Genomic DNA, 15,562 nt, shown 5'->3' with positions numbered 1-15,562 from the left:
AGCTCTACAACATGAACAGTTTCACCTACACCCGCGCCAGTGGCGTGGAGGCGGCCGTCCGCGAAAAGGCGGCCGACAATGCCGTCAAATTCATTGCCGGGGGCACCAACATCCTGGATTTGATGAAGGAAAACGTTGAGCGGCCCTCCCGGCTACTCGACCTCAACCATCTGCCCCTCAAAGCCATCGAAGCGGCGCCCGACGGCGGCCTGCGCCTGGGCGCGCTGGCTACCAACGCCGACACCGCCTGGCACCCCGAGGTGCAGAAGCGCTACCCGCTGCTAAACCAGGCTATTCTGGCCGGGGCCTCGCCCCAGCTGCGCAACATGGCCACCAACGGCGGCAACCTGTTTCAGCGCACCCGCTGCTACTATTTCTACGATACGGCCACGCCCTGCAACAAGCGGGAGCCGGGCTCGGGCTGCTCGGCCATCGGCGGCTACAACCGGATTCATGCCATTCTGGGTACCAGTGAGCAGTGCATTGCCACCCACCCCTCGGATATGTGCGTGGCCCTGGCCGCCCTGAAAGCCACCGTGCGCGTGAGCGGCCAAAACGGCGAGCGGACCGTGAAATTCGAGAACTTCCACCGCCTGCCCGGCGACGCGCCCGAGTTTGACCACACCCTGGCCCCCGACGAACTTGTGACGGCCATCGACCTGCCTAACGAGGATTTCAGTCAGCACTTCAGCTACCTCAAGCTGCGCGACCGGCAATCCTACGCTTTTGCTCTGGTATCGGTGGCGGCGGCCTTGCAGCTCGACGGCAACACCATCAAGGAAGCCCGGCTGGCGCTGGGCGGTGTGGCCCACAAACCCTGGCGCGACCAGCAGGCCGAAGAGTTGCTCAAAGGTCAGCCCGCTACGGAGGACACGTTTCGCAAGGCAGCGGCGGCCGTGGTTTCAAGTGCCCGGGGCTACGGACACAACACCTTTAAAATCGAGCTGGCCAAGCGCGCCATTGTGCGGGCCCTCAAGCAGGCCGCCGAAGGCACCCAGCACGCGTCCGACATCTTTACTAACTCGAATCCATGAGCACGACCTCCTATATCGGTAAGCCCGTCAACCGCGTCGATGGGCCGGCCAAAGTAACGGGCGCGGCCAAGTACGCCGCCGAGTTCAACGTGCCCCATCTGGCCTACGGTCACATTGTGAGCAGCTCTATTGCCAAGGGTAAAATCACGAAAATCTACGCCGACGAAATCCTGGCTATTCCGGGCGTGCTGCAGGTTTTCTCCCACGAAAATGTGCCTTCCCTGGCCTGGTTTGATAGAAGCTACAAGGACGATGTGGCCCCCGGGGGCTCGCCGTTCCGGCCGTTGCAGGGCAATGAAGTAAAGTACAGCATGCAGCCCGTGGCCCTGGTGGTGGCCGAAACCTTCGAGCTAGCCCGCTACGCCGCCGCCCTGCTGCGCATCGAGTACGAGGTGACCAAGCACGACACCGACCTGGAAACCAAGCGCGACGACGGCTTCGAGCCCGGCCGAGGCAAAACCGGCTGGGTGCCCCCGCCCAAGCCCCGCGGCAACCCCGACAAGGAACTGAAAAATGCCACTCACCGCGTCGAGGGCGAGTATATCCACCTGGCCCAGCACCACAACCCGATGGAGATGTTTGCCTCCACGGTGGAGTTTCTGGGCGACAAAAAGCTCAATATTTACGACAAGACCCAGGGTGCCTTCAACTCCCAGCAGTACGTCATGAAGGTGTTCGGGCTCAGCAAGGACGAGGCGCACGTCGTGTCGCAATACACCGGCGGCGGCTTCGGCTCGGGGCTGCGGCCCCAGTACCAGCTGTTTATGGCCGTACTGGCCGCTCTGGAGCTCAAACGCTCGGTGCGCGTGTCGATGACGCGGCAGCAGATGTTCAGCATGGGCCACCGGCCCCACACGCTGCAATACGTGGAGCTGGGTACCAACCCCGACGGCTCCCTGGCTGCCCTGCACCACCACGCCCTGCACGAAACCTCGCAGTTTGAGGACTACACCGAAAACGTGGTCAACTGGTCGGGCATGCTCTACCAGTGCGACAACGTGAAGCTGACTTACCAGCTGGCTAAAATCGACGTGTACACGCCCCAGGACATGCGGGCCCCCGGCGCGGCCACCGGCTCGTTTGCCCTGGAATGCGCCATGGACGAAATGGCCTACGCAGCCGGTATTGACCCGCTGGAATTCCGCCTGCGCAACTACGCCGAGCGCGACCAGAACCTGAAGCGGGAGTTTTCGAGCAAGAAGCTGCGCGAGTGCTACCACGAAGGCGCGGCTAAATTTGGCTGGGAAAAGCGCAACCCCGAGCCCCGCTCCATGCGCGACGGCGACCTGCTGGTGGGCTGGGGCATGGCTACCGGCGTCTGGGATGCCAGCATCCAGAAGTGCGCCGCCAGTGCCACCTTCACCGCCGACGGCCATCTGACGGTGCTCAGCGGTACCAACGACATCGGCACCGGCACCTACACCATCATGACCCAGATTGCCGCCCAAACGCTGGGTTTGCCCCTGGAAGCCGTGACCTTCAAGCTCGGCGACACCAATCAGCCTGAGGCGCCGCTGCAGGGCGGTTCCTGGACGGCCGCTTCCGTGGGCAACGCCGTGAAGCAGGTGTGCGACAAGCTGGGCGAGCAGCTGCTCAAGCTGGCCCAGAAGATGGAAGGCTCCCCACTGAAAGGCGCTGCATACGAGGATGTGGAGTTTGTCAACGGCCAGATCCGCCTGAATGCCGACATCAACCAGGCCGTCGTCATCCGCGACATTCTGCCCGCCAGCGGCAAGGACAAGCTGGAGGCCGAAAACACGATGCTGCCCAACCCCATCAACCAGCTCAAAAACTCCCTGCACGCCCATAACGCGGTGTTTGTGGAGGTGAAAGTAGACCCCGAGCTGGGCACCCTGCACGTGACGCGGGTGGTGAATGCCGTGGCAGCCGGCCGTATTCTGAATCCCAAAACGGCCCGCAGCCAGGTCCTGGGCTCGGTGGTGTGGGGCATCAGCATGGCCTTGATGGAGGAAAGCGTGATGGACCACGGCTTCGGCCGCTACATGAACCATAACTACAGCGAGTACCACATTCCCGTCAGCGCCGACATCCACGACATCGACGTGATTTTCGTGGAGGAGGAAGACGACAAGGTAAACCCGCTGGGCATCAAAGGCCTGGGCGAAGTAGGCCTGCTGGGCGTGGCGGCCGCCGTGGCCAACGCCGCCTTCCACGCCACCGGCAAGCGCATCCGCAACCTGCCGGTTTCCATTGATAAGCTGCTGCTCTAGGTAGTAGCTTGCGTAGCTAAAACAACGCCCCGGAGCCTGAGTGGTTTCGGGGCGTTGTTGGTAGTAGCAACCAAGCAGGTAGTCCGGTTCAAACGAACTCACGGCAAAGCAAGCCATGCCCCCTTATCGGCCCGACCCGTTGTAAGGGGGAGAGTCACTTTCCGCAACTGCTGCCCATAACGTGCGGCTTTTTCCGGGGCTCCACTTTGCGCTGCTGCCGTAGCCGCGCCCCGCAGCCCGTTGCGACGGTTGGGGTGCGTTCGTAAGTTGGCCTCGTACGCGGCCAGCGCCTCCTGGGGGCGCTGGAGCTGCAGGAGCATGTCGGCTAGCAGCTCCCGGGCCGGCAGCACTTCGCTGGGCGTTACGGGGTGCTTTTCAGTGCGGTCTTCCAGGTCGGCGGCTTGGCGCATGCGCTGCTCGGCGGCGGCAGCTTCTCCTGCGGCCAGCAGAGTCCAGGCTTCGGCCCCCAGCAGCTGAATCTGGACTTGGGTGGCCTTGTAAGCATCTTTTTGCCCAAGTAGCGCGTGGTGCAGCCCGCGCAGTGCTTCTACTTCCCGGCGGGCCGAATCGGGGTGGCCAAGGTGAGCCTGGCCCAGAGCCCGGGTGAAGTGAATGATACCGGCCTGCCAGGGATATTGCTGCCAATCGAGTGAGCCAGGCCGCAGGGGCAGGCGGGCCGCTTCCTGCCAAAGTCGGTTTTCGAGCACGTAGCGCGCCGGAATGGCGGCGTAGGCGTAGGCCACCTTAAAGTTCACCGGCGTCACCTCCCGAATCGTGGCCAGGTACTGCCACTGGGCCCGGGCCAGCTCGGTTTTGCCTTGTTGCAGGTAGGCATACATCAGATAATCGAGGCCGTGCAGCTCCTCGTCCCAGTGGCCGGGTAGGCCCGTGCTGGCCGCGTAGCACCGCGCCGACTCCGTAGCGGCTAGGTTAGAGGTTATGCATTCGTCCCAGAGCCCCAGGCGGGTGAAAATGTGGGAGGGCATGTGCAAGGCATGAGCCGAAGAAGGTGCCACCGACGCATATTTGCGGGTGGCCGGCAAGGCCAAGCGGGCCAGTTCCGGGTAGTCGTAGGTGTGGATGAGGTAGTGCAGAATGCCGGGGTGGTTGGGCTCCCCGGGGTAGAGGGCTTGCAGCAGGGCCCCCGCCTTTTTCTGCTTAACGAAGGTTTTGTCGGTCGGGTCCGCGGCGGCATCCAGGGCCAGGGCGTAAAAGATGGTAGCCTCCGGGTCCTGGGGATACTGGGCATGGACGCGGGCCATGGCCTGCTCCAACCGCAACGCCCGGACTTTGTGCTCCACGTGTTCCCAATCCTGGTAGAAGGCCTGCAAGACCTGAATGTAGGCCGTTTCCCGGGGCGTTTTGCCCGGTAGACGCTGCGCCAGCTCAATAGCTTTGGCACCCTTAGTCAGCTCGGCCGGGCTGGGCGGGGTCCAGAGTGGGTGGTAGCTGCACATGGCCACCCCCCAGTAGGCCATGGCGCAGCTTGGCTCCCGGGCAATAACGCGGGCAAAAACCTTCTCGGCCTCGTCGTACTCAAAGGAGTGGAGCAGCGTCAGGGCCAAGTTAAAATCGGGCTGCACGGCTGCTGAGCACGACGTGCCAAAGGTGGCCGTGCCCAGCTGTTGGCCGGAAGCTGGCCCGCACATGGTAATGCTGCCCTGCTTTAGCCCAATGGCATTTATTTCGGCTTGGGAGGGGGCCTGGGAAGTGGCTTGGCGGCAGGCTGGGCTGAGCAGGCCGCCCAACACCACCCACAAGGCCGCGGCGGGCAGAAGTTTCATAGGCATAGCAGTTGCGGAAATAGCGGGCCGGAAGCGGCAGTACAAGGCTGCCGTGCGGTTGAGCAGGCCGCGTCAGAAACTGCCCGGCTCGGCGCAGGGGCCAAGCGCGGGCCGGGTACCGGGCACAACTCCCACGAAGCCGGAGCCTGCCCCCGAGGGAGTATATCTAATATAGGCAATAGTAGGTGAAATAACCCTTCGGTTGTCGGGTACCCGAACGGGGCGACTTGGTTGCTAACGGTCGGCGGGGCGCTGACAGAATGCTACTCCACGTCAGCGGAGAGCCTGTGATGTATTACCATCAATCAGAAAGCGCCTTACAACTGTCTGGGTAGCACTACGGCCCGGGCTTGCGTAGAAGGCAGTTTCACCTCAGCTTTCTGCGTATGCCCGCTACCTACATCGGCTGTTCCGGCTTTTCGTTCCGTGACTGGAAAGGCGTGTTTTACCCGCCCGAGGTGCCTCCGCGCAAGTGGTTTGAATACTACTGCACCCACTTCAACACCCTGGAGCTGAACGTGACCTTCTACCGCATGCCCGAGCTGAGCTTTTTCGAGAAGCTCTACCAGCAAAGCCCGCCCGGGTTCCGGTTTGCCGTGAAGGCGCCGCGGCAGGTGACGCACTACAAGAAATTCAACGCCGAAGCCGAGCCGATTCTGGCCGAGTTTTACGCCACTATTCGCGAGGGGCTGCAGGACAAGCTCGGGCCGGTACTGTTTCAGCTGCCGCCCAAGGCTGCCTACACCGAAGCGTTGTTTCAGCGCCTGGTCGATCAGCTGGACCCCGCGTTTGAGAACGTGGTGGAGTTTCGGCACCCGAGCTGGTGGGAGGGGGAGGTGTTTCAGCAGCTGAGCCGGCACAAGATTTCCTTCGTGAGCCAAAGCCACCCGCTGCCCCTGCCCGATGAGGCCGTGGCTACCACCAGCATGGTGTATTACCGCTTCCACGGTGTGCCGGAGTTGTATAAGTCGGAATACAGCCGGGAGTTTTTGCGGAATATTGTCGAGCAAATTGCGGCCATTCCCCGGCTCGAGCAGGTCTACTTGTTTTTCAACAACGGCATCGGCGGCGTGGGCGTGGGCGACGCCAAAAAGATGCAGGAGTTGACGAAGGCTGTGTAAGCGCCAAATCGGCCTTGTGGGCAACTCCCGCGTAGTACCTTCGCAGGGCTGCATTTTAAGGCACTGGTTTTAACCCGTTACCACTATTGCTCTATGAAAACTCTACTCCCGGCGGCCCTTGGGCTGGCCTTACTACTGCCCGGCTTCAGCCAGGCCCAAAGCACCGTGACGGGCACCATCGTCAGCGGCGGTATCACGCGCGACTATCGGCTCTACGTGCCGGCCGGCTACTCCCCGGGCAAAGCCGTGCCCCTGCTCTTTAACCTGCACGGCTATGGTTCCAACAACCTGGAGCAGGAGTTTTACGGCGACTTCCGGCCCATTGCCGATACGGCCAATTTCCTCATCGTGCACCCCAACGGCACCCTTGACGCCTCCGGCAGCCGCTTCTGGAACACCTTCGTGGCCCCCGGCGCCGGCGGCGTCGATGATGTGGCCTTTCTGTCCGAGCTGCTGACTGCCCTGCAAAGCCGCTACACCATCGACCCCGACCGGGTGTACAGCACCGGCATGAGCAACGGGGGCTTTATGAGCTATGAGCTGGCCTGCAAGCTCAGCAACCGAGTGGCCGCCATTGGCTCGGTTACGGGCAGCATTGTGCAAAGTCGCCTGAGCGCCTGCACGCCCCAGCATCCGGTGCCGGTAATGGAAATTCACGGCACGGCCGACAATACCGTCCCCTACAACGGCAACATCCTGTTTGCCCCCATTCCAACCGTTGTCGATTACTGGGTGCGCTTTAATGGCTGCTCGCCCACGCCTACTGTCACCAACGTGCCCAATACCAGCACCACCGACGGCAGCACGGCCGAGCGGTACGTGTACAGCGGCGGCCGCAACGGCAGCGTGGTTGAGCACTACAAAATCATCGACGGGGGCCACACCTGGCCGGGGGCGGCCGTCACAATTGGCGTCACCAACCGCGACATCAACGCCAGCCGGGAAGTGTGGCGCTTTCTGCGGCGCTACCGCCTGAGCCAGCTCAGTACTCCACTGGCCGCCGCCGCTGCGGCTTCTGGTCAGCGGCTGCAGCTTTATCCTAATCCGGTAGAAAATGTGCTGACTATTCGCGCGGCCCAGCCCGCAACGGCGGCCCAGGTCAGTGTCCGAGACAATATGGGGCGCCTACTGCCCGTATCGACCACTGTGGCCGCCGATGGCAGCTTGCGGCTAGCTACTCACGCTTGGCTGCCGGGCCTGTATCTGGTAGGGGTAGAGCAGAAGGGCAAAGTGCAGTACCAGCACATTGTAAAGCAATAAGTGCTCCGCCTCAACAGGTGATTCGCCTACCGCAAGTAAAACCGAAAAAGCCGCTCTGTAAGGCACAGAGCGGCTTTTTTAGTCGAGGCGGCAACCGGTTTACTTGCCTTTGTCGCTGGCTTTGTGCACCAGGGTAAGAACCATTTTGCCGTTGGCGAATTTCTCACATTCCGAGTCGTAGTACTTGCCGCACTCGTTCCAAATGTTGGTTTTGAATACGGTTTTGGATTTGGGAACGTCGTTGCTGTTGGGAATTGTACCTTCCCAGACCGAGGTTTCGATGCCGGAAGGGGTAATCGTGTATTTAGTTTGCGTCATGTACACTTCGTAATTGAGGTTGAGCAGGGTCCGGGTCATGTACTCGTTCCGGACAATGTCCTGCCGCCAACAACGATTACCATTGCCGCTGGTATCCATGTGGTAGTCGAAGTCGTCGCAGGGTAGGGGGCGGGCTTTAGTCGAGTTGCTGGCGGTTTCGGCCGTCAGGTTCTCCGGGGTGATTTCGTCGGCTTCTTTCGAGCAGCTCGAGAAAGAAACAGTAGCGCAGAGGGCAAAAAAAGGCAGAAACGAAGAAACGTTTTTCATGGCTATTTATTGTATTGTTCAAAGTTTGATTTGAATTATGGTGGTTTTAACGGCGGGTTGAAAAAATAGGTTTTGTAAAAAGAAAAATATTTTTTATATAACGCGCGTGAGATATTTTTATAGTCTATATTTAAATCTTTATAAATAAAGCGGGGTCCTAGGGAGAATAAGAGGCCGCGTGGCCCAGGCCAATTCTGCAACAAGGATCAAAAAAGGACAAAAAAAGAGCCCGTAGCGTGGTGCTACGGGCTCTTGCTTGTCACTAAACTTGCGTTAAGCAGCTTCGGACTTAGTCTTTTTTAGTGTACTCGGCATGACGAACCGGGTCTTTCTTTCTGTCTTTCTTACGACCAATCAGGCCCCCGGCAGCAGCGCCGGCTACCCCGCCAATGATGGCGCCCTTGGTACCACCTACCACGGCACCACCTACTACGCCAGCCCCGCCACCGATGGCGGCACCTTTAGCCTTTTTGCTCCAACCTTTCTTGGGAGCGTCCTGCGCCTGGGCAGTGTTGACCGTAGTGCTCAGCATAAAAAAGGCGAGCAACATGACCATATATATCTTGAACGTTTTCATGACGTTTGAATTTAAAGGTGATGTAATAGAACTATGGGCTTAAACGTGGCTCCTCCGTGCAAGGTTACCCGTTGACTGCCGCCAGATATTCAGCGTATAAACGCTTGATCTGTCTTACGATATCCTGCCTATGGATTCCTGGTTTATTGGCTGTTCGGGATTTCACTACCGGCACTGGCGCGGCTCGTTTTATCCCGAGAAACTGCCCCAGCGCCGCTGGTTCGAATTCTACAGCCAGCACTTCAACACGCTGGAGCTGAACGTGACGTTTTATCGGTTTCCGCAGCTCTCTTTCGTGGAAAACTGGTACAACATCAGCCCGCCGGAATTTGTCTTTGCCACCAAAGCCCCTCGGCTGATTACCCACTACAAGCAGTTCAACGACTGTGCCCAGCTGCTGGCCGATTTCTACGGGACTATGCACGAAGGTCTGCGCGAAAAGCTGGGGCCAGTGCTGTTTCAGCTGCCGCCCCGCACGGCCTATTCGGAGGAGCGCCTGCACAAAATCGTCGAAAGCCTGAATCCGGCCTTTGCCAACGTACTCGAGTTTCGGCACCCGAGCTGGTGGGACGGGCACGTGTTTCAGGAGCTGGCCCGCCGCAACATCAGCTTCTGCGGGCAAAGCCATCCGGCCCTGCCTACTGCTGTCATTGCCAACACCCCCACGCTATACTACCGGCTGCACGGCATTCCGGAGCTCTATAAGTCGCCCTATTCGGAGCAGGAGTTGATTCAGCTGGCCGAAAGAATACGGCAGGAACCCGTGATAAAGCAGGCCTATATTTATTTCAACAACGACATTGACACCTCCGCTATCCGCAATGGACTGCAACTGCGCGACTATTGCCGGGCTACCCCGAGCCAATAAATTCTACCTCACAAAAAAAGCCCCGACCTATGCAGATCGGGGCTTTTTTTATGGGTCAGGAAAAGTGTGTTAGTTGCCTTCTGTCTTGGTTCCCACCGCACTCTGGTCGGGAGTGGCCGGGGCCGCGGCGGCGGGCTGCTTCACGTACTTATCGAGCCAGCTGTTCATTTCCCACAGCGTGTGCATCACCGATTCGCGGGCCGAGTAGCCGTGGGCCTCAAAAGGCAGCACCACGTAGCGCACCGTGGCCCCGTGGCCTTTCAGCGCGTTGTAAAACCGCTCACTCTGCAGTGGGAAAGTGCCCGAGTTGTTGTCGGCTTCCCCGTGAATGAGCAGCAGCGGCGTCTTAATTTTATCGGCGTAGGTGAAGGGCGACATTTTCGTGTAGACCTCCGGCGCTTCCCAGTACGTCCGCTCCTCGGCCTGGAAGCCAAAGGGCGTCAGGGTACGGTTGTAAGCGCCGCTGCGGGCAATACCGGCCTTAAACAGGTCGGTGTGGGCCAGCAGGTTGGCCGTCATGAAGGCCCCGTACGAGTGGCCCATTACCGCCACCCGCTTCCGGTCGACTACCCCCAGCCGGGCCCCTTCGTCGATGGCCGCCTTGGCACTGGCCACCAGCTGGTCTACGTAGGTATCGTTGGGTTCTTTGGCGCCTTCGCCCACAATCGGAATGCTGGTGCCTTGCAGCACGGCGTAGCCCTGGGTGACCCAGTAGATAGGCGAGCCCCAGCTTAGGCGGGTAAAGGCATACGGCGAGCCTTTTACCTGGCCGGCATTGGCTTTGTTCTTGAACTCCACGGGGTAGGCCTCCATCAGCGTAGGCAGGGGGCCGTCTTCCTTCTTGTAGCCGTAGGGCAGGTACAGGTTAGCTGTCAAGTCGACGCCATCGGCCCGCTTATACTTCAGTACTTGCTTGGTCAGGTTACCCACGGCCGCGTAAGGGTTGGCAAACTTGGTCAGGGGCGTCAGCTTGGCGCTTTTTACTTCCCGCAGGTAATAATTGGGCGCTTCCTGCTGCGACTCGCGCCGCGTGATAAGCTGGCGTTTGTTCAGATCCAGAATCGTGACGGGCACCTCGTAGAAGGGGGCCTCGGAACGCCACCAGCGGGTGCTTTTCTTGGTGGCTACGTCCAGCTCATCCACGAAAGGCCGGTCGCCTTCGGGTGAGGCTCCGGCGCCGATGAAATACAGGGTTTCGCCCTTGGCATCGGTTGCCAACACCTCATTGCCCGTGAGGTTGTGCTGGGTATAGGGCGTGCCGGGCGCCGTGTACGTATCCTGGGACGACCGGTCGAAGAGCACCACGGGCTGCGTTTTGGTGGTCGGGTTCAGGGTCCAGGTCATTTCCTTGCGGTCGGCCCAACGGTAGCCCTCAATCAGGGCCAGGTTGGCATTGCCCCAAATAATGTCGCGGAAGCGCAGGGGGAGAGAGGCCAGTTCCTGGGGTTCGGTTTCGAAGGGCGCGGCCAGGGTAAAGATTTTCTCACGCACCGTAGCCGTAGCCTTCGGGTCGCCGCCATCCTGAGCTTCTACCCAGTACAGGGTCGAGGGCACGTCGGCGCGCCAGCCGTGGTTGCGCTGGCCCGTGGCTACCGCGTCGAAGCTGCTGGGTACATTGTCGGCCAGGGGCAGGTCGGCCATGGTTTTCACCAGCAGGCCTTCCATGCTCATAATGTCAACCTGCAGCGGGAAGTCGCTGTAGGGCAATGTATAGGAATAGGGGCGGTGCCGGGTTTTAATCAGGGCGTAGCGGCCGTTGGGCGAGGGCGAGGCCTGCTGCACAATGCCGGGCTGGCCCAGCGGCTGCATGCGGCCCGTTACGGTCACTTTTACCACCTGAGAAGTAGCGTAAAACTCGAACAGCTTTTCGTCGGTCGGGTTTTTCAGCAAATCCTGGTAGGTGCGGGCCGGGGCTTTCTTGCCGCTGTTTTCCTGCACCGTGGGGCCCATCGGCACGGGGCTAATAATGGGAGTTTCGCCCCGGCCGCCCACAATAGCGCGGGCCAGTAGCGTCTGGCTGTCGGATACCCACTCGAAGGACTTGCCGAACACGCTGTTCAGAAACAGGTTGGGCATCAGGCGGGCCGAAGCCGAGGCCACGTCCAGAATCCAGAGCTCCACGTGCCGGTCGGAGGTGTGCGTGAAGGCAACCTTGGTGTTATCGGGCGACCAGGTCACTTCGCTGATGCGGGCTTTGGCCGGCAAACCCTGCACCAGCAGCTCCTTGCCGTCGGGCAAGTGTTTGAGCCGGAGCTTGGAAATGTAGCTCACCCGGCTCGGGCCGTTGGTTTTAGGGTTGATGCGCAAACCGCCTATGCGCAGTTCGGGCTGCGAGAGGTCGGCAATGCTGGGCATGTCCTGATTGTCGAGCAGCAGCATCCACTGCCCATTCGACGACACGCTCACGCGGGGCGTGCTCGGGGCGTCGGCGAGGGCCGCAATGGATTTGGGCGGCGTCTGGTACATCTGGTCTTGCGCCGAGCTAGTCAGACTACAAAACATGATGGCACTAAAAAAGTACAATATTTTCATAGAGAACTAGAAGGAGGTTCCAGGGGGCAATTGAAAAAAGCTAGGTAAGATACGATAAGACAAGCTGCTAACCAGGCCAGTTTTTACCGATGCTACAAAATTACACATTATTTAGAACTGGATTTTACCAATTGGTGAATTAGTAGCCAAAAGCTGAGCAGGCTGAAAAGTGCAATTCCGTTTTTTTCGTTCCGACTGATTGATACAAACCGAATAGGCACAAAAAAAGTGGCCAGCTACCGTAGCTGGCCACTTTTAGGAAGGTACTCAATCTGCTCGAGGCAGATGCCGGAGCTTACTTACGGCGCGGGGCCGCTTTCTTAACCGGGGCTTTTTTCACCGGAGCCTTTTTCACGGGTGCTGCCTTTACGGGCGCAGCCGGGATTTCGGGAGCCGGACCGTACTTGGTTTCCGCTGGGTTCGGGTCGCCGGGCAGGTACACGTCGAACTCTACGCGGCGGTTGATGGCGCGGCCGGCTTCGGTAGCGTTATCGGCAATCGGCTTGGTTTCGCCGTAGCCATGCGACACGATGCGGTCGGCGGGGATGCCTTTGCTGAGCATGTAGGTGCGGGCCGAGGCGGCGCGGGCATCCGACAAACGCAGGTTGTAGGCATCGTCACCCTTGTTATCGGCGTGGGCCGAGATGCCCAGCGAGTAGTCGGGGTAAGCATTCAGGATTTCAACCAGGCCATTCAGGGTCGGGAACGAAATCGGCTTCAGCGTGGCCTTATCGAATTCGAACTGGATGTACTTAGTGGCTTCCTGGAGCTTTTTCTTCTCCTCCACCTTCATTTCGGGGCAGCCTTTGTTCGAAGCTGGGCCGGGACGTTGTGGGCAGCGGTCGAGGTAGTCCGGAACACCGTCACCGTCGGTATCAATGGGGCAACCCGTAGCGTCAACTTTCACGCCGGCAGGAGTATCGGGGCACTTATCGGCCGAGTCGATTACACCGTCGTTGTCGGCATCGGGGCAGCCGCGCAGCTCGGCCTTGCCGGGGGTGTCGGGGCAGGCGTCGTCGCCGTCGCGCACACCGTCGCCGTCACGGTCGGGGCAGCCTTCCAAGTTAGCTACACCTTTTTCGGTGGGGCACTTATCTTGGTAATCCGGTACACCGTCGCCGTCGCCGTCGAGGGGGCAGCCGTTGGCGTCTACGGCTACGCCGGTGGGCGTGCCGGGGCACTTATCCTTCTTGTCGCCTACGCCGTCCCCATCGGTATCAATGGTTTTGCCGAAGTTGAAGGTCAGGCCCGCCGTGTGCTGCAGGTAGCGGTCATTGATGTTGCCTTTGAGCGTAATGCCGTCAATCTGGTCGGTCAGGATGTAGTGCTGGCCGGTCTGGATGAAGGCCGATACGCTCGACGAGAAATTCAGGCGGATACCAGCCGCGCCGTGAATGTCAAACGCGTACAGGTCGCGGTTGTCGGGGTTGGTGTTGCTGGTCGCGCGGAACCGGTCGGTGCTGGCGAAGAAGATACCAGGAGCCAGGCTTAGGTAGGGGGCAAAGAAGGCGTCTTCCTTGAAGGCCCAGCCGTTGTTTAGCTTCAGCGTCACCGGGATGCCGATGTTCACGACGTTGGCGCGGAAGCCGCTGAAAGGCTGAATCGTGTTCTTGGGTGGGTCGGCCGAAAAGGCCATTTCGCCGTAGCTCAGGTCCAGACCCAGGTCGAGGCCGGGCGTGATGTAGCGGCCTAGTTTCAGGCCCGCGCCGAACTCAATTTTGTCGTTCTTGAACCACTCGGAGCCATGGTCACCGTGGTATTGCAGGGTAGAGCCGTACAGGCTGAGGCCGGTTTTTTTCTCGGCGTTCTGACTGTGTCCGTCGCGCGGCGCCAGAGCCAGCAACGACAACCCCAGCACCAAGGCTTTTGGGGAGGTAAGGTGTAGTCTCATATATAGAACAGTGGTTAGGAAAGCGCAGATGCTCTCTATGGTGGTGTCGCTATATACCTGAGGCTGCCGGATAAGGTTGTTCTTTGGGCTACTATCTGTTCTAAGTTGTATCCTATCCAAAGCTGAACGGCAACCTCAACTACCGGCGCAGCTACAGTTGAGCTAGATGGAGGGCTGACTAGCTTTTGTCGTATAAATGAGGAGTTTACGGCCAGCTTGCCGCTCGGAATGAGGGTGCTTTCTAAGATGTAAAATTTTGATTGTAAGTATATTGTACTTCTAATACATGCGTGTTAATAGCTCGCTACTTAGTCGCTTTATCCAATTAGAGCCCAGCCGCAGCCGGGGCCGGAAGCTGTTTGAACAAGGGCCGGACCTACGGTTGAGCTGTCCAGCCCACGCCTTCTTTCAGCACCAAAAAAGTTGAATCGGGCACTGATTTTTCCTGTAGAGCCCGGCGCAAATCGGTGACAGGCTCCGTCAGGCCGTCATCGGCAAGTTGAAAAGTGCCGAAGTGCGTGGCCACGCTTTGCCGGGCTTGCACATCCAGGTGGGCCTGCACGGCCTCGGCCGGCGAAATGTGGATGGGAGCCATAAACCACTGCGGGCGGTAAGCCCCAATGGGCAGGATGGCCAAGCGCATAGGAGCAAAGCGCCGCCCGATTTCGGCAAAAAACTGCCCATACCCAGTGTCGCCGGCATAATACAGGTTGCCGGCCGAGGTTTGCAATACGTAGCCGGCCCAGAGCGTCGCGTCCCGGTCGCGCAGGCCCCGGCCGCTGAAGTGCTGGGCCGGAACGCAGTTGAGCTTGACCTGGGCACTGAGCGGCACCTGCTGCCACCACTCCAGGTCCGTGGCATTGGGTATCTTTTCCTCGGTCAGAAACTGCGCAACGCCGAGCCCGGCAAAGATGCGGGGCTGGTCGCGGGCCACCAGGCGGCGCAGAGTGCCCACGTCGAGGTGGTCGTAGTGGTTGTGGCTGATGAGAACGACGTCGATTTTGGGCAAATCCTCGAAGCGAAGGCCCGGGGGGCGCAGCCGTTTGGGGCCTATCCACTGGTAGGGGCTGGTCCGCTCACTCCAAATGGGGTCGGTCAGAATGTTGAGGCCATCGACTTGTAGCAGAAAGGTGCCGTGGTTGACGAAGGTCACGCGCAGCTGCCCGCCGCTGACGCGCGCCGGGGGCTTGGGACCGTAGGGTGCGGCGGGCTGCTCCGGAAACGGCCCTTTTTCGCGGTGCAGCATCCAGCGCAGCATGGGCCTGAGACCTTCCTGGGCATGTACCCCACCCGCGTTCTGAAACTGCTTGCCATCGAAATGGTCAGATCGGGGCCCTGCATAGCGCGGGGCCGAAATCGAGCAGCCAATGATAAAGCCACCAGCGGCCAGTAGGGCCAGCACGCTAAGGGTCCAGAGAAAAATGCGGCGGGAAGTCGACATGCTCAACCAGGAAAGGTGCAAGTAGCGTACCTGCGTCCCTTAGGTTTTGTTTTAAAACGACCAAGCTCCACTCGTACGAACGAGACCTTACCCAAACTTCCGAAAAGCAAGGAGTTCAGGAAACTCATCACCATCCTGAGTTAAATGAACGTTGAAAGGTGAACGAGTTTCTTGAACTCAATCTGGTCTGTAGGACTACTTTACTAGGCCAGTAGACGTGCATGGGCAGCAGTTCAGG

11 protein-coding genes are annotated in these 15,562 nt (G+C 59.7%); 5 read left to right on the top strand and 6 right to left on the bottom strand.

The annotated features are described in order from the left end of the window. The first annotated feature begins 11 nt into the window (after positions 1 to 11). Positions 12 to 1,034, top strand: a complete 1,023-nt coding sequence (locus E5K02_RS23785) for an FAD binding domain-containing protein (RefSeq protein ID WP_135398779.1) — start codon at positions 12 to 14, stop codon at positions 1,032 to 1,034. After that, a complete protein-coding gene (locus tag E5K02_RS23780; protein ID WP_135398777.1) occupies positions 1,031 to 3,265 on the top strand; it encodes a xanthine dehydrogenase family protein molybdopterin-binding subunit in 2,235 nt (744 codons plus the stop codon). The genes E5K02_RS23785 and E5K02_RS23780 overlap by 4 nt, the downstream gene beginning before the upstream one ends. Before the next feature lie 98 nt (positions 3,266 to 3,363). On the opposite strand, the gene E5K02_RS23775 is transcribed toward E5K02_RS23780, so the two are convergent. Beyond that, on the bottom strand, positions 3,364 to 5,049 hold the full coding sequence (locus E5K02_RS23775) for a hypothetical protein (RefSeq protein WP_135398775.1): 1,686 nt from the start codon (positions 5,047 to 5,049) through the stop codon (positions 3,364 to 3,366). A 386-nt stretch (positions 5,050 to 5,435) separates the two neighbouring features. Between E5K02_RS23775 and E5K02_RS23770 the strand changes: the two genes are divergently transcribed. Both E5K02_RS23770 and E5K02_RS23765 read left to right on the top strand, forming a co-directional pair. Continuing rightward, the gene (locus E5K02_RS23770) at positions 5,436 to 6,170 is read left to right on the top strand and encodes a DUF72 domain-containing protein (protein WP_135398734.1); all 735 of its coding nucleotides are present in this window, start codon (positions 5,436 to 5,438) and stop codon (positions 6,168 to 6,170) included. Between the two features lie 93 nt (positions 6,171 to 6,263). Next, the gene (locus tag E5K02_RS23765; protein WP_135398732.1) at positions 6,264 to 7,430 is read left to right on the top strand and encodes an extracellular catalytic domain type 1 short-chain-length polyhydroxyalkanoate depolymerase; all 1,167 of its coding nucleotides are present in this window, start codon (positions 6,264 to 6,266) and stop codon (positions 7,428 to 7,430) included. Positions 7,431 to 7,529: 99 nt separating this feature from the next. Here E5K02_RS23765 and E5K02_RS23760 read toward each other — a convergent pair whose 3' ends face one another. Together E5K02_RS23760 and E5K02_RS23755 are read right to left on the bottom strand one after the other, a co-directional pair. Beyond that, a complete protein-coding gene (locus tag E5K02_RS23760; RefSeq protein WP_135398730.1) occupies positions 7,530 to 8,015 on the bottom strand; it encodes a hypothetical protein in 486 nt (161 codons plus the stop codon). Positions 8,016 to 8,304: 289 nt separating this feature from the next. Further along, on the bottom strand, positions 8,305 to 8,592 hold the full coding sequence (locus tag E5K02_RS23755) for a YMGG-like glycine zipper-containing protein (RefSeq protein ID WP_135398728.1): 288 nt from the start codon (positions 8,590 to 8,592) through the stop codon (positions 8,305 to 8,307). Positions 8,593 to 8,722: 130 nt separating this feature from the next. Here E5K02_RS23755 and E5K02_RS23750 point away from each other — a divergent pair, with 130 nt between their 5' ends. After that, positions 8,723 to 9,460 carry a DUF72 domain-containing protein gene (locus E5K02_RS23750; protein ID WP_135398726.1) on the top strand — a complete coding sequence of 246 codons (738 nt, stop codon included), beginning with the start codon at positions 8,723 to 8,725 and terminating at the stop codon, positions 9,458 to 9,460. Positions 9,461 to 9,529: 69 nt separating this feature from the next. Here the strand turns inward: E5K02_RS23750 and E5K02_RS23745 are convergent, their stop codons facing one another. The 3 genes from E5K02_RS23745 to E5K02_RS23735 form a co-directional block, all read right to left on the bottom strand. Then, a complete protein-coding gene (locus tag E5K02_RS23745; RefSeq protein ID WP_135398724.1) occupies positions 9,530 to 11,992 on the bottom strand; it encodes an alpha/beta hydrolase family protein in 2,463 nt (820 codons plus the stop codon). Between the two features lie 295 nt (positions 11,993 to 12,287). Then, the gene (locus tag E5K02_RS26200) at positions 12,288 to 13,883 is read right to left on the bottom strand and encodes an OmpA family protein (protein ID WP_135398722.1); all 1,596 of its coding nucleotides are present in this window, start codon (positions 13,881 to 13,883) and stop codon (positions 12,288 to 12,290) included. Positions 13,884 to 14,259: 376 nt separating this feature from the next. After that, entirely contained in the window at positions 14,260 to 15,324 is a 1,065-nt protein-coding gene (locus tag E5K02_RS23735; protein WP_135398720.1) for an MBL fold metallo-hydrolase, read from the bottom strand. Positions 15,325 to 15,562: the final 238 nt, after the last annotated feature.

Origin of the sequence: Hymenobacter metallicola (assembly GCF_004745645.1) — a bacterium.
Lineage (GTDB): Bacteria > Bacteroidota > Bacteroidia > Cytophagales > Hymenobacteraceae > Hymenobacter > Hymenobacter metallicola.
The sequence above is the reverse complement of the archived record's forward strand: the minus strand, read 5'-3'. Positions and strand labels throughout refer to the sequence as shown.